General features: G+C 63.9%; 15 protein-coding genes. 8 read left to right on the top strand and 7 right to left on the bottom strand.

The window, feature by feature from the left end; all coding sequences use genetic code 11:
* The first annotated feature begins 27 nt into the window (after positions 1–27).
* Positions 28–1254, top strand: a complete 1227-nt coding sequence (gene glgC, locus KBX19_RS00255) for a glucose-1-phosphate adenylyltransferase (protein WP_005290771.1) — start codon at positions 28–30, stop codon at positions 1252–1254.
* Here glgC and KBX19_RS00250 read toward each other — a convergent pair.
* Entirely contained in the window at positions 1251–1910 is a 660-nt protein-coding gene (locus KBX19_RS00250; RefSeq protein ID WP_255995274.1) for an O-methyltransferase, read from the bottom strand. The two genes, glgC and KBX19_RS00250, sit on opposite strands and share 4 nt — an antisense overlap.
* Positions 1911–1996: 86 nt before the next feature.
* Between KBX19_RS00250 and sigE the strand changes: the two genes are divergently transcribed.
* The 3 genes from sigE to tatB are packed head-to-tail and all read left to right on the top strand — an operon-like array spanning position 1997 to position 3393.
* A complete protein-coding gene (gene sigE, locus KBX19_RS00245; protein ID WP_370686971.1) occupies positions 1997–2596 on the top strand; it encodes an RNA polymerase sigma factor SigE in 600 nt (199 codons plus the stop codon).
* Positions 2597–2606: 10 nt separating this feature from the next.
* Positions 2607–2906 carry a zf-HC2 domain-containing protein gene (locus tag KBX19_RS00240; protein WP_005290762.1) on the top strand — a complete coding sequence of 100 codons (300 nt, stop codon included), beginning with the start codon at positions 2607–2609 and terminating at the stop codon, positions 2904–2906.
* 4 nt (positions 2907–2910) lie between these two features.
* Complete coding sequence (gene tatB, locus KBX19_RS00235) at positions 2911–3393, top strand: Sec-independent protein translocase protein TatB (protein WP_005290758.1); 483 nt, start codon at positions 2911–2913, stop codon at positions 3391–3393.
* 177 nt (positions 3394–3570) lie between these two features.
* Here tatB and KBX19_RS00230 read toward each other — a convergent pair whose 3' ends face one another.
* From KBX19_RS00230 to KBX19_RS00220, 3 genes are all read right to left on the bottom strand, one after another.
* Positions 3571–4059 (bottom strand): hypothetical protein, encoded by a 489-nt coding sequence (locus KBX19_RS00230; protein WP_005290755.1) that lies wholly within the window; start codon positions 4057–4059, stop codon positions 3571–3573.
* 6 nt (positions 4060–4065) lie between these two features.
* A complete protein-coding gene (locus KBX19_RS00225; RefSeq protein ID WP_040423784.1) occupies positions 4066–4254 on the bottom strand; it encodes a hypothetical protein in 189 nt (62 codons plus the stop codon).
* A gap of 107 nt (positions 4255–4361) precedes the next feature.
* Positions 4362–5504: an Mrp/NBP35 family ATP-binding protein gene (locus KBX19_RS00220; RefSeq protein ID WP_005290749.1), complete on the bottom strand. Its 1143-nt coding sequence runs from the start codon at positions 5502–5504 to the stop codon at positions 4362–4364.
* A 98-nt stretch (positions 5505–5602) separates the two neighbouring features.
* On the opposite strand from KBX19_RS00220, the gene KBX19_RS00215 reads away from it, so the two are divergent.
* Both KBX19_RS00215 and KBX19_RS00210 read left to right on the top strand, forming a co-directional pair.
* Positions 5603–6352: a general stress protein gene (locus KBX19_RS00215; RefSeq protein WP_255997011.1), complete on the top strand. Its 750-nt coding sequence runs from the start codon at positions 5603–5605 to the stop codon at positions 6350–6352.
* On the top strand, positions 6353–7213 hold the full coding sequence (locus tag KBX19_RS00210) for a hypothetical protein (protein WP_255997010.1): 861 nt from the start codon (positions 6353–6355) through the stop codon (positions 7211–7213). It abuts the gene before it with no gap.
* A gap of 83 nt (positions 7214–7296) precedes the next feature.
* On the opposite strand, the gene KBX19_RS00205 is transcribed toward KBX19_RS00210, so the two are convergent.
* From KBX19_RS00205 to KBX19_RS00195, 3 genes are all read right to left on the bottom strand, one after another.
* Positions 7297–11064 carry a multifunctional oxoglutarate decarboxylase/oxoglutarate dehydrogenase thiamine pyrophosphate-binding subunit/dihydrolipoyllysine-residue succinyltransferase subunit gene (locus tag KBX19_RS00205; RefSeq protein ID WP_255997009.1) on the bottom strand — a complete coding sequence of 1256 codons (3768 nt, stop codon included), beginning with the start codon at positions 11062–11064 and terminating at the stop codon, positions 7297–7299.
* Positions 11065–11131: 67 nt separating this feature from the next.
* Positions 11132–14821, bottom strand: a complete 3690-nt coding sequence (locus KBX19_RS00200) for an ABC transporter ATP-binding protein (protein ID WP_370686985.1) — start codon at positions 14819–14821, stop codon at positions 11132–11134.
* Positions 14818–15804 carry a hypothetical protein gene (locus KBX19_RS00195; protein ID WP_255997008.1) on the bottom strand — a complete coding sequence of 329 codons (987 nt, stop codon included), beginning with the start codon at positions 15802–15804 and terminating at the stop codon, positions 14818–14820. Before KBX19_RS00195 ends, KBX19_RS00200 begins: the two co-directional genes overlap by 4 nt.
* A 103-nt stretch (positions 15805–15907) precedes the next feature.
* On the opposite strand from KBX19_RS00195, the gene KBX19_RS00190 reads away from it, so the two are divergent.
* Together KBX19_RS00190 and KBX19_RS00185 are read left to right on the top strand one after the other, a co-directional pair.
* A complete protein-coding gene (locus tag KBX19_RS00190; RefSeq protein ID WP_255997007.1) occupies positions 15908–17473 on the top strand; it encodes a carboxylesterase/lipase family protein in 1566 nt (521 codons plus the stop codon).
* A gap of 93 nt (positions 17474–17566) precedes the next feature.
* A complete protein-coding gene (locus KBX19_RS00185) occupies positions 17567–18388 on the top strand; it encodes a hypothetical protein (protein WP_255997006.1) in 822 nt (273 codons plus the stop codon).
* Positions 18389–18398 lie beyond the last annotated feature (10 nt).

Raw genomic sequence — 18398 nt, 5'->3', positions numbered from 1 at the left:
GATGGGATTTTCCCTAGTCTGGGCAGTATGAACAGTCGCCAGCCGAATGTCCTCGCCATCGTCCTCGCCGGCGGTGAAGGCAAGCGCCTTTTCCCGCTGACTCTCGACCGTGCCAAGCCTGCCGTGCCCTTTGGCGGTAACTACCGCCTCATCGATTTCGTACTGTCCAACCTGGTCAACGCCGGATATATGCGCATCGCTGTGTTGACGCAGTACAAGTCGCATTCGTTGGACCGTCACGTGGCTACCGCGTGGAACTTCTCCGGCCCGACGCACCAGTACATCGCGTCCGTGCCGGCGCAGCAGCGCCTGGGCAAGCGCTGGTACCAAGGGTCGGCGGACGCGCTGCTGCAGTCGCTCAACCTGATCTTCGACGAGTCTCCGGATTACGTTTTGGTCTTCGGCGCCGACCACGTCTACCGCATGGACCCGGCGCAGATGGTGGAGGACCACATTGCGTCCGGCAAGGAATGCACGGTTGCTGGCATCCGCGTCCCGCGTTCTGAGGCCACGGCGTTCGGGTGCATCCAGGCTGACGAGAACGGCTCCATCACCGAGTTCCTGGAGAAGCCGGCTGACCCTCCGGGCACCCCGGACGACCCGGATGTTACCTACGCGTCGATGGGCAACTACTGCTTCTCCACGGAGGCGCTCATCTCCGCTCTGCGCGAGGACAATGTCAACGAGGCGTCTGAGCACGACATGGGCGGCGACATCATCCCGTTCTTCGTGCGTAAAGGCCAAGCTAATGTTTACGACTTCTCCTCCAACGAGGTCCCGGGCGCGACCGAGCGAGATAAGGGCTACTGGCGTGATGTCGGTACGATCGACAACTTCTATGACGCGCACATGGATCTCATTTCGATCCACCCGGTGTTCAACCTGTACAACAAGTCGTGGCCGATTCACTCGACTGAGGACGAGAACTTGCCGCCGGCAAAGTTCGTCTCCGGAGGTATTGCGCAGGAGTCCATTATCGCACCGGGTTCGATCATTTCAGGTGCGACGGTGCGCAACTCGGTGCTGTCTACTGACGTGCACGTCGAGGACGGCGCAACGGTCGAATCTTCAGTGCTCATGCCGGGTGTGCGCGTGGGGAAGGGCGCCATTGTCCGCCACGCGATCCTGGACAAGAACGTCTACGTGTCCGACGGCGGCACGGTGGGCATCAACCGTGCCCACGACGAGGAGCGCGAGTTCAAGATCTCTGACGGCGGGGTCACCGTCGTGGGCAAGGGCGAGGTAGTGTACTAGCCTTTTCGCGTCACCAGCGTCACGCCAGCATCTAGCGGAAGACGCGTGACGACGGCCCCCTCAAACCCCTCCACAACCTCATCCGCTTCACGGGCGGCGAGGGTGTCGCGGTCTTTCCGGGAGGGGTCGGCGATGGTGCCGTCGAGAAGCGATCCCACGACCACGAGGGTGCCGCCGGGGCTGAGCAGTGGCCATGCGGCCTCGATCGCGGCCGGCAGGTCGACGGGCTCAACGTCCATGTAAACCACGTGGTACGCCTGCGTGGCCAGGCGGCCAAGAACGTCGAGCGGGCGCGAGGGGAGGAACCGGGTGCGCGAGGTGGGGTAGCCCGCTTCGCGGAACAGCGCTTTCGCGCGGTTTTGGTGGTCCGCCTCTGGATCGATACAGGTCAATGTGGATTTTTCGGGCAGGCCGTGGAGGATGTGCAGCCCGACGACACCGGCGGCCGGGGTGATCGCCACCGCGCCCGTCGCGCCAGAACCCGCCGCACCTGCGCCTGCAGCCAGGGTGCCCAGCAGGTTGCCGAGGGCGGGGGAGGGGGCGGTGAGGCCGTACTCGGCGGCGTCGGCATGCGCGATGGCATGGTTGGCGTCCATCGGCGCGGATTCGATGTAACTAGTCAGGGAAGTAAATGCAGAATCGCTCACGCGCCTCATCCTACTGGGCCGCGGGGGCAGGGACTGTCAGCAACTTGGCAGGACCTGTTATGGCGTGCGGAAAGGGGATGGGGGACAATAACACCATGAGTTTGGTGTCCTCCGATCAAGAGCTAAGCGGCACGGCCGCATTCGACGCAGGGCACTCTGCGATGCCGACCTGGGCGGAGCTCGTGGAGGAACACGCCGACAGCGTCTACCGTCTCGCGTTTCGTCTTTCCGGTAACCAGCAGGACGCGGAAGACCTGACGCAGGAAACGTTCATGCGCGTTTTCCGCAGCGTGAAGTCCTACAAGGCGGGCACCTTCGAGGGCTGGCTGCACCGCATCACCACCAACCTCTTCTTGGACATGGTGCGCCACCGCAGCAAGATCCGCATGGAGGCTCTGCCGGAGGATTATGAGCGTGTTCCGGGCACCGCGATGACGCCCGAGCAGGCATACACCGTCTCCAACCTGGACCCAGCGCTGCAGGAGGCGCTCGACGAGCTCAGCCCCGAATTCCGTGCCTCCGTCGTGCTGTGCGATGTGGTGGGCATGAGCTACGAAGAGATCGCCAAGACGCTCGGCGTGAAGATGGGCACCGTCCGCTCCCGCATCCACCGCGGCCGCAGCCAGCTGCGCGACTCCCTCGAGGCGAAAGCCCGCACCAACGAGGGGGCCCGCGAGCTCATCCGCGCGCGCTAAGGGGCTCGGCATGCGCCAGTTCGATTCCATCGACCACTTGAGTTACGAGGCTGTCGCCGCGCTTATCGACGGCGAACTGTCCCCCTCCGCCACCCAACGCGCCCACTCGCACCTCGCCGAATGCTCTGACTGCCGGGAGGAAACGCAGCGCCAGCAAGCGGCTGCTGCGGCAGTGCGGTTGCACAATGGGGATGGGTGTTTGCGGGCGCCGCGTTCGCTCGTCGAAAAGCTCGCGTTGATGACGGACGGTGAGATCCCCGCCGAAGAAACGCACTCGCTGTGGTCGAAGTTGCGCGGCGGGTTAAAGTAAAGGCGTGTTTGATTCCATTGGCTGGCTCGAGATCTTTGTTGTCATTCTCGTGGGCCTCATCGTCATCGGGCCTGAGCGCCTGCCTGGAGTCATCGAGGATGTCCGCGCCGCGATTTTCGCTGCCCGCCGCGCCATCAACAACGCCAAGGCCGAGCTGAACGGCGAATTCGACCAGTTCGAGGAATTCCGCCAGCCGATCAACACCGTCACCGAGTACGCCGCGATGGGCCCCAAGCGCGCCATCGCCAAAGTGCTTTTCGACGAAGAAGGCGACTACCTCGACCAATTCGACCCGCGCACAATGATGAACGAGGATCCGCGGCTAGCATCCTCCAGCAACGCGACCGGGTCCACAGCTGCTGGTACTGCTGCGCGGCAGGGCCAGCCGCAGCGGCCGCGGCGCCGTCAGCCGGGGGTGAAGAAGCAGGAGCCGCCCCAGCCCCCGCAGGCTTCGGGCGGGGGATTCTCCTGGGCTGACGTGACCTAGAGCCGCGACCCGCTTATCACGGTGAGCTAACTGTGTATCCCAGATCCTCTAGCACCGAAATTGCAGTTGGAATGTTGTCCCGGATAACCGAGCTGGCTTGTAGTTCGTAGAATTTATCGCGGCTTTCGTCAAGGTGGCGCTGCCAACCGTCCCGCGGCCTAGCTCCGAACTCCTTGACTAGTAGTTCGATGACATCTTCAAGACTAACTCTGAATCGTCGATGACCCATCGGGAAGTGAACGTCTTGCTGGTGCGCTGCGGCATCGTATTTTCCGGCTCGCGCGAGGAGTAGGCCCAACGGCACCGAATCAGAATGAAACTGAAAATGACTAGACGGTTTGTTTCGAGCATCGCGTTCATACTCAACCGCACGATCGGAACGAACTTCTGGAGAGCCTTGAACTGCACCTTGTAACTACTCGTTTCGATGGCTATCTGGGTTCCATCGGAACTCGTGCAGAGACGATATTCGCAGCGGAGGCTCAAACGGTCGCTCCCTGACTGCTCAATTTCCAGTGATTTTGTCAGGTTAAAGGTTGCACGGTTTTTATCTTTGGAGATGAGAAAGTCGCTCAACTCGGTTCTGCCGACGAGAGTGTCGTTAAGTAGGTCCTCGCTTTGCGAGGAGAAGTGGTGAACTTTCGCACTAAAAGTCTGCGAGTCCAAGGGATTCTAACCCTCGATGAGCCAGTTCAGAGATTCGTAGCGGTTGAGCAGACGCTCTTCTTCGAAGTTGATCGCACCCGCGTCTTTCAATCGGCGGAGCACATCAACGGTGTAGGGGGCCATTTCGTTCTTGACGCTGGTGAGCTGCTCCCGGAGCTGAGCTTCACTGAGCTCCTTGAACACTGGTGCTGACATGATTCCTCCTTCGCACTGAGAAACGTGACGTATTCGGGATGAATGCCACAAGAATACTGAACAAGTCAGCAGCCCGCGAATGGCTCGCCAGGTAGGGTGGGACCGCGCTAGTTACCCGTTACGCCGAGATTGAGGTTCTTGCCCGCCAGGGACTCTCGGCGCACCTTGAGCTTCTCAGCGATAGCGTTGATCGCCTGCGCCGAGGGGGAGTCAGGGGCGGAGATGGCAACGGGTGTGCCGTCATCGCCATGCTCGCGCAGCGAGGGATCGAGCGGGACGGAGCCGAGCAGGGGAACGTCCTCGCCGGTGATGACGGAGAGGCGCTCAGCCACGTGCTCGCCGCCGCCGGTGCCGAAAATGTCCAACATGGTGCCGTCGGGCATGGCCATCGCGGACATGTTCTCGATGACGCCGGCGATCTTCTGGCCGGTCTGCTGGGAGATGGAGCCGGCTCGCTCGGCGACCTCCGAGGCGGCGGCCTGCGGGGTGGTCACAATGATCAGCTCTGCGTTGGGCACGAGCTGAGCCACAGAGATGGCGATGTCACCGGTTCCCGGCGGTAAATCCATGAATAAGACGTCGAGCTCGGACCAGTACACATCGGTGAGGAACTGCTGAATAGCCCGGGTGAGCATGGGGCCGCGCCAGACAACGGGAGCGTTGCCTTCCACGAACTGGCCGATGGAGATGTGGCGGACGTCGTGGGCGATCGGGGGGAGGAGCATCTCGTCGACAACCGTGGGGCCTTGGCCGGCCGAGCCCATGAGGCCGGGCACAGAGTGGCCGTAGATATCGGCGTCGAGAATGCCCACGGTCAACCCCTGGGCCGCGAGCGACGTCGCCAAGTTGACTGTCATCGAGGACTTGCCGACACCACCCTTGCCCGACGCGACCGCGAACACGCGCGTCGTCGAACCGGGCTGAGCGAACGGAATGACCGGATCGGACTTGTCACCCTTGAGACGCTGCGCCAACGCGCGGCGCTGCTCCTCGCTCATGGTGTGCATGGTCACGCTGACTTCGCCGACGCCGTCGAGTTCCTCAAGCACCGCGCGCACGTTGCCGTGGATAGTGTCGCGCATCGGGCATGCCGCGATGGTCAGATAGATGCCCACGGCGACATCGCGGCCTTCGATCCGGACAGATTCGACCATGTCGAGGTCGGTGATCGGTTTGCCGATCTCGGGGTCGTCGACACGCGCGAGGGCGTTGCGGACAGCTGCTTCAGTAATTGGTGCGGTGTCACTCATCGTGGGAACAGTATATGTCAGTGCTCAACCTGCTCCTAGCCTGGCATTACAATCATGGGAGTACGCGATATCTATTACCGAATTGAGGATTAGCAGCCATGACCCAGCCGTATAGCCAGCAAGCCCGCCCGCAAGCGTTGCAGCGCCCGTCCGGGTGGCCGGTCGGTAGCTTCAATACCTACGCCGAGGCGCAAGCTGCTGTCGACGGCCTGTCCGACCGAGAGTTCCCCGTCGAGAACCTCACCATCGTCGGTGTGGACCTGATGCAGGTGGAGAAGGTCACCGGGCGGCTGACTTGGGGGCGCGTCCTGGGCGGCGGTGCGCTGTCGGGCCTGTGGCTGGGTCTGTTCGTCGGTCTGCTGTTCGCAATGTTCAGCCCCAACGTCTGGGGTTCGCTGTTCACCGCGCTCGTTATCGGTGTCATCTTCGGCCTCATCTTCGCGGCCGCCGGTTACGCATTCACGCAGGGTAAGCGCGACTTTTCCTCCATGACCACCATCGCCGCCGGGCGTTACGACGTCCTCTGCGAAGCCTCCCAAGCCCCCCGCGCCAGGGACATGATCAACCAAATGGGCAAGCCGGGACAGCCCGCGCCGCAGCGGGAGCAGATCCAGCAGGGGCAGCCGCGGGAGCCGCATGTTGGTGCCCAGCCGCACGAGCCGCACGAGCCGCAAGCGCGTCCTCAGACCGCCCAGCCGGAACCGGCACCGCACGAGCGTCCGGTTCAGCCGGAGGAGCTCCGCTGGCGGCCGGTGGGGGTGGAGGCGTCGGAAAGCTACCGCGTTGAACCGCGCGACCACGCTGAAACCAACATTGACCCCGACAACCCGGCTCACCCGGAGCGTTAAGTGCTGGGGAGAAAACTCGCTGTCAACGTCCTCGCAGTGGCGACTGCGCTGACGCTTTCGTCCTGCGCGCAGGACGGTTCTGAACCGGTGGTCATTGCCGCCGATCCTTCCGATCCGGAGCAGTGGGTGCTTGCCGAGATCTACCGGCAGGTCATTGAACTCGACGGCCGCCCGGTCGGCATCGTCGGCGTTGAACTCGCGACTGCCTCAGACAAGCTGGAAATGCTCCAGTCGGGTGAAGCGAATCTGGGAGTCTTCTGCTCCGGCACCCTTGTGGAAGGCGAGAACCCCGGTGAGGAAGCGAAGCTCCGCGCGCAGATCGCCACCGCAAATGAAGAGGACCTGGATGTCCAGCACGCAACGTACGACGCTGCTGCTGGCACGCTTCCCGGTGATTTCATGACGTTGGATCCTTCGCCAGCTCAAGGGTGCGAACCCGAGGACGACGGCGGTGCTTTGCAGAATCCGGAAAGCACACGCGGGGTTGAGCCGATACGCGGGGACAACGCGAAACCGGAGGACGATATCCCGGAGGGACAGCCCCCAGAAGGGCAACCCACGGACGCACCGCCAACGGACGCACTACCCACGAACGCACCGCCCGCCGAGGCGAACGAGCAGGAGACTCTGCCACGCAACATCATGCCCGTCTTCAAGGTGGGATTGTTCGATCGTGGTATCCGGCAAGCGATGCATAAGGCCACCCGCGCGCTGAGCACGGAGGATCTCCAAAAGCTGGTCGAGCGGACGAAGACGGAGGGAGATCCCTCGCGTGCTGTGAATGATTGGATGATGGAGAAGACCGGTATGGGCGCTGAACTCCAGCGCATCGTCGAAGAGGGCGAAGCCCGGGACTCCTAAGCAGAGCCCAACGCACGACGGAAAGCCCGCCACCCGGAGGTTGAACTCCAGGTGGCGGGCTTTAGGTTGTCTAAGGGGAAGGGTTAGTCGGCGAAAGCTTCGTCGAGAAGTGCCTTCTCCTCTTGCTGGTGCACCTTGGACACGCCGGTCGCAGTGGTGGACTGGGAGCGGCGGGAGATGCGGCGCATCGGCGGCATGTTCTCCACGTAGTTGGCCAGGTGTTCGTTGTAGAACGGCCACGGACCCTGGTTTGCGGGCTCGTCCTGGACGAAGCGGATCTCTTCGGCGTTCGGGTAGTTGGCGAAGGCGTCGGAGAGGCGGTTGAAGGGGATCGGGTGGAGCATCTCGATGCGGATGATCGCGACGTCGTCACGCCCGTCCTTCTGGCGGCGCTTCTCCAGCTCGTAGTAGATCTTGCCGGAGCACAGCATGATCGTCTTGACCTTCTCGGTGTCGCCGATGACCTTGTTGTTCGCGTCAACGAGGTGCGGGTCGTCGATGACGGAACGGAACCCGGTGGTCTCGATGAATTCTGCCGGCTGCGAGACAGCTGCCTTGTTGCGCAGCATGGACTTCGGGGTGAAGATGACCAGCGGGCGGCGCATTTCACCGAGCGCCTGGCGGCGCAGCAGGTGGAAGTGGTTAGCCGGGGTGGACGGCTGAGCGATGGTCATGGACCCCTCAGCAACGAGCTGCAGGAAGCGCTCGATGCGTGCCGACGAGTGGTCCGGGCCCTGGCCCTCGTAACCGTGCGGCAGCAGCATGATCAGGCTGGAAAGCTGGCCCCACTTGGTCTCACCGGAGGAGATGTACTCGTCGATGATGGTCTGGCCGCCGTTGGCGAAGTCGCCGAACTGGGCCTCCCAAGCAACCAGGGCGTCCGGGTTGCCGACGGTGTAGCCGTACTCGAAGCCCAGACCGCCGAACTCCGTCAGAGCGGAGTTGTAGATCTGGAAGCGGCCGCCGTTGCCAGCCTCGATGGCAATGGCGTCGAGCGGGTTGTACTGTTCCGCGGTGCTCGGGTCGAACAGGACACCGTGGCGCTGGGTGAAGGTACCGCGCTTGGAATCCTCGCCGGCGAGGCGGACGAGCTTGCCGTCGTGCGCCAGGGAGCCGAAGGCGAGCAGCTCGCCCCATGCCCAGTCGATGTCGCCACCGTCGAAGGAGCCGCCGCGGGCCTTCAGAACGGTCTTCAGGCGCTTGTTCGGCGTGAAGTCGTCCGGCAGGTTGGCGTAAGCATCAGCCAGCTTCTTGAACAGGTCCTCGTCGATGGAGGTGTCCAGACCGCGGGTGAGCTCCTGGGACTCGGTGATGCCGGTCTGCTCGGCGGGGGAGCCACCGCCTTCCTTGACGTCGTTGAACACGGAGTCCAGCTGGTCGTGGAAGTCCTGTGCGGCGATCTCGGCCTCTTCCTCGGTGATATCGCCACGGCCGATGAGGTCCTTGGTGTAGCGGGTACGCACGGACGGGTGGGAGTCGATGCGCTCGTACATGACCGGCTGGGTCACCGATGGATCATCAGCCTCGTTGTGGCCGCGTAGGCGGTAGCAGATGAGGTCAATGAAGACGTCCTTGCCGAATTCGCGGCGGTACTCGGTGGCCAGCTGGCCGACCCATGCGGCTGCTTCAGGGTCGTCGCCGTTGACGTGGAAGACCGGGCAGTCGAAGCCCTTGGCCAGGTCGGTGGCGTAGTAAGTGGAACGGCCCTGGTCCGGGGTGGTGGTGAAGCCGACCTGGTTGTTCACCACGATGTGGACGGTGCCGCCGACGTCGTAGCCGGTCAGCTTGGACATGTTCAGGGTCTCCTGAACCACGCCCAGGCCGGTGAAGGAGGCGTCGCCGTGGAGCATCATCGGGACGATGGGGTGGTCGTCGGCGGACTGGCCGTGGTTGATGATGTCCTGCTTCGCGCGGGCGATACCGACCAGAACCGGGTCGACGGCTTCCAGGTGGGACGGGTTAGCAGCCAGGGAGACCTTGATGTCGCCGTCGCCGAACATCTGGATGTGCTCGCCTTCGAAGCCGAGGTGGTACTTCACGTCGCCGGAGCCGCCCTGCTGGGCAGGCTGCAGGTTGCCCTCGAACTCGCCGAAGATGGTCTTGACGGGCTTGCCCACGATGTTGAACAGCACGTTGAGGCGGCCGCGGTGCGGCATGCCAATGACAACCTCGTCCAGGCCCTGGCCGGCAGCGGTGTCAATAACGGCGTCCATGAGCGGGATCAGTGTTTCCGCACCCTCGAGGGAGAAACGCTTCTGGCCCAGGTACTTGGTCTGCAGGAAGTTCTCGAAGGCCTCAGCGGCGTTGAGCTTCTGCAGGATGTACTTCTGCTCGGCGCTGGTCGGCTTGGGCATGCCCACCTCGAGGCGGTCACGCAGCCAGTCGCGCTCGTCGCGGTCGAGGACGTGGGTGTACTCGGCACCGACGTGGAGGGTGTAGGCGGCGCGCAGGCGGGTAATCACCTCGCGCAGCGTCATGGTCTCCTTGCCGCCGAAGCCGCCGACGTTGAACGTGCGGTCCAGGTCCCACAGGGTCAGGCCGTGGGTCTCCAGCAGCAGGTCGGACACGTCCGGCTTGGGCAGGCCCGGCTGCTCCCAGTTGAGCGGGTTGGTGTCAGCGAGGAGGTGGCCGCGGGAGCGGTAGGCCTCAATCAGGTTCATCACACGGGTGGACTTGTCCACACCGGTGTTGGGGATGTCCTGCGCCCAACGCATCGGGGCGTACGGGATGGACATGGCGTCGAAGATTTCGTCCCAGAATTTATCGTCGATAAGCAACTGGGAGATGTCGCGCAGGAACTCGCCGGACTCCGCGCCCTGGATGACGCGGTGGTCGTAGGTGGAGGTCAGCGTGGTCAGCTTGCCTACGCCGAGCTCAGCGAGACGGTCCTCGGAGGCGCCTGCGAACTCAGCGGGGTAGTCCATCGCGCCGACACCGACGATGGTGCCCTGGCCCTTGGTCAGGCGCGGGATGGAGTGGCGGGTGCCAATCCCGCCCGGGTTGGTCAGCTGAATGGTGACACCCTGGAAGTCGTCGATCTTCAGCTTGTTGTCGCGGGCGCGGGCGACAATGTCCTCGTACGCCCGGACAAACTGCTCGAAGGTGAGGGTCTCGCACTCCTTGATGGCGGCGACCACGAGCGCGCGGGTGCCGTCCTTCTGCGGGAGGTCAATAGCCAGACCGAGGTTAATGTGCTCCGGCGTGACCACGAACGGCTTGCCGTCCTTGACGGTGTAGTTGACGTTCATGCCCGGGTGGATCATGGCGGACTTCACAATGGCCCAGCCGATGATGTGCGTGAACGAGATCTTGCCGCCGCGGGTGCGCTTGAGGTGGTCGTTGATCTGCGCACGGTTTTCGAACATGAGCTTGACCGGCATGTCGCGCACGGTCGTCGCCGTCGGAACGGTCAGGGACTCGTCCATGTTTTTAGCGATGGCCTTGAAGGTGCCCTTCAGCTGGGTCTCGCCAGCCTCAGGCAGCGGCTTGACTTTTTCCATCGGGGACGGCTTCGGGGTCTTCTTAGCTGCGTTCTTCTCGGAAGGCTGGGACTTGGCCGTAGTCTCAATCGCCTTGTCCACCTTGGTTTCGCGGCCGTCCTGGGACGGGGCACCGGTGGTCTCAGCGACCTTGGTTTCGGTGCGGGCCCGGTGCGGGCGGTCGTTGGAGCCGCTGTCTGCTGCGGCCTTCTTAGCAGCCGGGGAGGCAAGCGGCGCTCCGGAGTCCGGGGTGCCCTTCTTGTCGAACAACTCGCGCCACTCTTCGTCGACGGAGTTGGGATCCTCCTGGTACTGCTGGAACATCTCATCAACCAGCCAGTCATTTTGGCCGAAAGTGTTCTCGCTGCTCACGGCAGTTGCTCGCCTCGCTTCTTTGTTGTTTTCCGTGTAATCGGTTTGTTTTATCGGGTCAGCTCCGTCACGTGCGGTGCTGGCCATCGACAGCCCACAATACTGCATACTTTCCGCCCTGGCGGAGCAGCTCCTCGTGGGTACCGTCCTCAATGATACGTCCTTGGTCAATGACGAGGATTCGGTCGGCCCTCCGCGCCGTGGCGAGGCGGTGCGCGACGATAACGGAGGTGCGTCCGCGGGTGGTTTTGGCAGCCGCGTCGAGCACGTCGCGTTCGGTCACGGGGTCGAGGGTGGCGGTGGCTTCGTCGAGAAGCACGACGCGCGGGTGGAGGATTTCCGCGCGGGCGAGCGCGATGATTTGGCGCTGCCCGGAACTCAAGCCGCGACCGCGTTCGCCAACGGGGTGGTTGAATCCGCCGGGGATGGAGGCGATGACGCCGAGCGCCCCGATGCGTCGGACGGCATCCTCGACCTCGGCCGCGGTGGCGTCCGAGACTCCGTAAGAGATGTTGTCGGCCACGGTCCCGGGAAACAGGTAGGACTCCTGCGGCACCTGGGCGAGTGCGCGTCGCCAGTCCAAGAGCGGGAATGCGCGCACGTCCGCGCCGCTCGCGGTCACAGCGCCCGTCACGGGATCATAGAAACGCGCCAACAGCTTGACGACGCTTGATTTGCCCGCCCCCGTCGGCCCCACCAGGGCAACAGTCTGACCTGGCTGGACGGTGACGGCGACATCACTAAGCACATCGGGGCCGTCGGCGGTGTAGGAGAAAGTGACGTTCTCCAGGGCGAGCTCGCCCTGTGCGGCGGTGGCAGCGCCCGTGCGGGTACCGGTGTCGGGAACCGTGGTCTCAGTGTCGAGCAGTTCGCGGATGCGGTCGAAGCTGACGGTGGCTTGCTGCCAGGAGTCGAAAATCTGGCCCAGCTGCTGGATCGGCCCGTACAGCAAGCTCAAGTACATGGTGAAAGCGACCAGCACACCGACCGACAGGGTGCCTTCGGCGACGCGGGTCGCGCCCACACCGACCACTACTGCTGTCATGATCTGGGTGATCGCTTGCATGCCGTTGAAGTAGAAGGCGACGAGCAGCTGGGAGCGCATGCGCAAGCGCCGATACTTCTCGCTTTCGTCGCGGAAGCCTGCTTCTGCAACCGGCTCCATCAGGTGCATCTGGCTGCTGCGGATGCCGCCGATGAGCTCAGCGAACTCCCCGTTGACCGCCGAGATCTGTGCACGGGCTTGGGCGTGGAAACGCTTTGAGTAATGGCGGAACACCACCGTGATCACCGCGATGATGGGCACTGCGGCGAGAGCGATGAGCGCCAGTGAACCGTCGGTGGCTACGAGCATGACAGTGACACCAATGAGCGTGCCGACGGAGACCACCGCCTGGGCCAATCCCGTCTGCAGGAAACTGGATAGCGTGTCGATGTCGGTGGTCATCCGCGTCATGATCCGCCCCGACAGATTCGACTCGAAGTAGCTCAGACCCAGTTTCTGCAAGTGGTCATAACTACGGACCCGCAAGCCGTAGAGGAGCCGCTCGCCGGAGCGCGAGGACAGTACCGTCATCGCGGCGTTCGCAGCCCAGGCGATGACCACAACGACGAGGGCGGCCGCGCCGACGATCCACAGCGCGTTCGAGTCGCCCGCCTGGATGCCGCGGTCGATCGCAGTGCGCACCAGGGTGGGGAAGGCCAAGTCCGTGAGCACCCCGACAACGAGTAAGAGCGTGACGGCGAGGATGAGCCAGCGCACGGAGCGCAGCATCGCGCGCACACCCTCCGGGATGGTGCCAGTGGGTTGTTCCATGGCAGGAGGGAGGTGTTCGAGGCGCTCCAACAACTCCGGCGTCGCGGTGACCACGCGGGCGGCACCCCCGCCTCCGCCGCCGCGACCACCGCCACCGCCGAAACCGGCCCCGGCTCCGGCGCCCGCTGCTCGGGTGAGCACGTGCTCGTGGCTTTCTTCAGCGACCTCGGGCCAGAGTTGGTCGTGGGAAGGTTCGGGACGCTGGGCGCGGCCGACATCCGGGTCCATGAGCGCGCGGTAGAGGTCAGTCTCCACAATCTCCTCGCGCGGACCGTCGGCGACCACGCGGCTGCCGCCGCTGCCCTCACCGTCCGCAGGGGAGAGGATGATCACCCGGTCGGCGTGGTCCACCGTCGACTGCCGGTGCGCCACGGCAATGAGAGTCACGCCTTCGAGGTTGTCGCGCAGATTGCGCAGGATAGTCGACTCGGTGGAGGCGTCGATAGCTGAGGTCGCGTCGTCGAGCACGAGCACCGCCGGCTGAGACAGAAGCGCGCGGGCAAGCGCGATGCGTTGACGCTGCCCGCCAGACAACGTCAGGCCGCGCTCGCCGACGACAGTGTCGTAACCGTCGGGGAGGTTCTCGATGAACTCGTCGGCGCAGGCCATCCGTGCCGCGTGGGCGACCTCGGCGTCGGTGACGCCAGCACCCATGGCGATGTTGTCCCGGATGGAGACGGAGAAGAGGAACGCCTCGTCGAAGACGCAGGTGACTGCTTTGCGGATTTCCCTGGCGGGAAAGTCTGAGTAGCGGAACCGTTGCCCGGAGGCGTCGATAAGCGACATGCTCCCGGAATCTGGGGTGTAGAACGCGCCTGCGAGCTGGACCGCCATGGACTTGCCGGCGCCAGCGGGGCCGATGACGCTGACGTGCTCGCCGGGGGAGACGGTGAAGCTGACATCGTCGAGCACGCAGCGTCCGTCGGTGGTGAAGGCGACGTGGTCGAAGTCGATGCCGGCGGGGCCGTCGGGCAGCGCTGGTGCAGTGGGCGCGGGTTGCTCCGGGGAGAGGGCGAGAACTTCGTCGAGCCGGTCGATGCCGCTCATGCCCATCTGCAGCGTGACGTAAGTGTTGGCCAGCATCGACATCGACTGCGTCAGTGACGTCAGATAAACGGTGAACGCGACGAATCCGCCGACTGTCATCCCGCCGCCGAGCGCGATGAGACCGCCTGCGACGATGGTGACCACCAGCGCGATGTTGGGGAGCTGGGTCAACGTCGGTTGGAACCGGGCGGTGAGTTTGGCCGCCCGCATCTTCACGGCGTAGAGGTCGCGGGCGAGCCGGTCGAGCACAGACACCTCATGTTCAGCTCGGCCAAAGGCTTTGACCACGCGGACGCCGGAGACGGTTTGCTCGACGTGGCTGGCTAGCTCTGCTGCGGACTGCTGGTTCGCCCACGTGGCGGCGTACATGGATCTGCGCGACCGGCCGCCGACCCACACGATGAGCGGGAGGAAACCCAGCGACATCAGCGTCAGCGGAACGTCAAGGGAGAGCATGACCGCCAGCGTGAGCAGCAATTGCATGAGGCGGGTGACCGCAAGAGGCGCCATGGCGAAAACTGAGAACAGCTGCCCTAAGTCAGTAATCGAGCGCGAAACGATCTGCCCGGTGACAATGTCGTCCTGACCGGGACCGTCAAGGCGGTGCAGAGTTCTCAGCAGCTCCACCCGCACCCAATGCTGCGAGCGGGTGGCCAGTGAACCGGCTGTCCAGCGGCGCAGCACCTGGAACGCGAACTGGGCTGCCGCAATGCCCACCATCGCCCACGCGATCGTGGTGATGGATCCCTCGCGGGTGCCGGTAGCAACGTCAACAGCTGCACCAGTCAACCCGGGAACAGCGACTTGCAGGACCGCCGCGACCACAGCGGTAATGAGGGTAAGTGCAGCGAATCCCGCATTCGCTTTCAGCGCGCGGGTCAGCAGGGGACTTATACGGATTCACCCTTCGTGCCGCGTGAGAAGCGGCTGCGCAGAGCGTTTTCCTCCAGCTCGTCAGCGCTACCGGTGATGCCGAGCTTTTCCAGGATGCCCTTCGCGTCTGGGTCGCCCTCGATCTCCGGGCCGTTGTCGCGGTTTTTGCGGAAGACGGAAATCATCGCCGCGAGGCGGGAATTCTTGTCAGACTCTGCCTTGTCCAACTCTTCCTCGACTTCCGTCTTCGGTGGTAGCTCCTGAAGGAACTGGGCCGGCGGCTGGCCGAGGTTGTTCGACACGTTGTCCACGACAGCCTTCGCCAGCTTGCGGTTGGCGTACAGGCCGGCCACCGCACCGATGCCGAACGGCATCAGCTTGCCGATCCACATCCGGCGCAGACGCTTCGAGATCGACTTCCTCAACGCCCGCGTCATCATCGAGTTCGCCTGGTTGAGGGTGGGGCCGGTGAAGTTCTTCAGCATCTTCGGTCCTGGCATTCGCGCGGCCTCGGGCCCGATGAGCGTATCGACGATCGCCGTGCCCTGCGTGCCCAGCAAGACCATGAGAACGATCGCCTTGCGGTGTTCTTCGTCGGAGATGTCTGCACCGCGCAGGTACGCGGAACCGACCGTGTAGACAGCCGCCAAATCCACAAACAGGAGGGACTCCCCGGCAATCGCCGCCGTGCCGGTGACGAATCCGATACCAGGGATGGCGGCAGCACCGCCCGCACCGGCACCAGAACCGGCCGCGATAGTGAGGAAGTGCTTGTCCATCATCTCCTGGATCTGCTGCGGAGTGGCCTCCGGGTTCGCGCGGCGCAGGCGGTCCACGTAGGCCTCGATCAGCCCGCTCTGCAGCCGGACTGCGCGATCGAGGGCTTTGATGAAGCCCTTGCCGATGGCAGAGGCGTTCTCCTCGATCTGCGCGGAGTCCGTGTAACCGCCCTGGGGGCCGCTTTCGGCCACGGCTTGATCGTTCTTCTTCTTGCGGCCGAACATGGTGATCTCGTCTCCTTGGGGGTTGGTTGGGGGAACATTAGTGTCGTGTTCCCGGCCACGTCATCATAGGCCGGGATTACATGACACGGCTACAGTTGTCCGCATGGCAGCTGTTTCCGCCACTGACCCCGTCGTGCACACCCATGCTGGGACAGTGCGCGGCGTTGTCGATCCTGGCTCGGGCATGCGCACGTGGCGCGGCATCCCGTACGGGGCACCGACCGGCGGGAAGCACCGCTTCCACGCGCCGCGCCCCCGAGAGGCGTGGCGCGGGGAATTCGACGCCTCCGAGTTCAGCCAGCCCGCCATGCAAGGCACCTACGGGTGGAACGACAAAGTCATTGGCACCGAGGACTGCCTCACCCTCGACATTGTCCGCCCCGACACCGACGATGTTCTACCCGTCGTCGTCTACATGCACGGCGGGACCTTCCTCACCGGTGCCTCCCACGAGAAGGTGCTGCAAGGCCACGGTCTGGCCGCGGCGGCGGACATCGTCTACGTCTCGTTGAACTTCCGGCTCGGTGTGCTCGGCTACTTGGACATGCGCTCGCTCGGGCCGGACTGCGTGGCCAACCCCGCCACGTTGGACCAGATCCTCGCTCTGCACTGGGTGCGCGACAACATCGCCTTCTTCGGTGGGGACCCGGACCGGGTGACCATCATGGGTGAATCCGCAGGAGCCAACGCTGTGACCACCTTGATGAGCTCCCCGCAAGCGCGCGGCCTGTTCCACGGTGCAGTCGCGCAGTCGAATCCCGCCAGCGCGGTGCATTCGCGCGTCCAGGCGGCCATGTGGGTGCGCTCGCTTCTCGACGGCATGGGCATGTCCCGCCTGTCCACCCTCTCCGACCTCCGCGAGGTCGATGGAGAAGAACTAGTCCGCGTAGGCAATTCGTTGCTTGTGCGCTCTGGTGAGATGAAGTACCTCAACCTCGCGTTCATGCCCACGGTGGATGAGAACGTCTTGCCTAAGCACCCCATCGATGCCTTCACCGACAATGAGGAAGCGCCGGTGCCGCTGCTCATCGGCTCTAACTCCGGCGAAGCCAGCTTCACCAAAGCCATGTTCGTCTCCGGCAAGGCCCGCGGCCGGGCAGCGCGTCGGCTGCTGGAGGTCTATGACCCCGACCACGCAGATGCGATCCTGGAGGCCTACGACTGTGCCACTGAGCGCGCCGACTTCGCCGAGCTTGTTGCCGACGCCGTGTTCTGGGCGCCGTCGGTGCGCATCGCGACGGAGCACCGCCGGGTGGCACCAGTGTGGATGTACCACTTCGACTATGTTGTCCCCGCCCTAGAGCGACTCGGAGTGGGCGCGATCCACACCGCTGACCTCGAGGCCATCTTCGGCGACCAGTTCGCCACACCCGCTGGTTTGCTCACCCGTTTGGGCAAACGCGATGACTTCGCCGCCGTGAGCGAGCGCATGCAGCACCATTGGGGCCTGTTCTTCCACACGGGCCGCCCCGGCGATGACTGGCCGGAGTATGGTTTTCGCTCTGACCAGCGACCCGGCCGCGCCACAGCCGTCATCCGCACTCAACCCACGATCGTGTGGGACCCGAAGCCTGCCAAGCGCCGCGCTTGGGAAGGCTTCGAGATGACCCAGTGGGGTACTGGCCGGCCTGAGTTGCTGGAGTCCATCGCGGACTTCATCGGTGTCTAGCAGCGAATCCTCATGCAGGCTGCGACCAGCGCAGCTAGGCTAGTGGCGTCCGGGCGCGTCTAACCCCGGGAACCAAGGAAGGGAACCGGATCAATGAGCTTCTTCGAGGACATCGCCGCAGGTCTTGACCGTGAGGGCATTGAATCGCGCGTGCACGACGACACCATGTTCGTGCCCATTACCTCCGAGGTGGAGATCCACTTCGTGGAGATCGACCCGCACCTGCCGGCCGCGAACGTGTACATCGCCGCCGCCGATGTCGATGAGGATGACGAAGACTTCGAGGCTGTGCTCGTCTCCGTTGTTTTCTCTGTCGATGACGCAGTGGTGACCGTGGCACGCCACATGGCCACCGATCAGATCATCACGGTGCTGCGTGACCTGCTCGAAGGCACCGACGAGCGCATCGGCGACCTGGAGTTCTTCCAGGATCCGATTGACCCGCACCTAGTTCGCGCTGAGGTCGGCGAGAACGCTGAGCTCCATGTCCAGGTCGAGGTCACGGACGGCACCCCGTGCGCTGCGGTCACGTTCGTCGCTCTGCCGGACACCTACGACGACCTGCTCGATGACGCTATCGGTGAACTCTGGGATTCTGATGGCGATGCCGAGCTGACGGATGAGGACCGCGAGCGCCTCTTCGCCTCCCTCCACGCCGAGGCCTCTGCCGATGCCGAGTCCCTTGACCTGGGCACCTTCTCCGACTTCGACCGGCTTTTTGACGTCCTGTGCCTCGCCGCCGACCAAGCCGAGGATTGGGAATCCCAACTGCTTCCCTTTGACGACGATGACTTCGACGAGCCCGAGGTCTACGACATCTTCGGAGCCGACGACGGCGAAGACGACGAAGACGAGGATGACGACGCGGAAGACCTCGATCCCATTGACGACGTCGACACAGAGGACGAGATCTAACGCCCCTCGC

Origin of the sequence: Corynebacterium sp. CCUG 71335 (assembly GCF_024454075.1) — a bacterium.
GTDB classification, from domain to species: Bacteria; Actinomycetota; Actinomycetes; order Mycobacteriales; family Mycobacteriaceae; genus Corynebacterium; species Corynebacterium genitalium.
The sequence above is the reverse complement of the archived record's forward strand: the minus strand, read 5'-3'. Positions and strand labels throughout refer to the sequence as shown.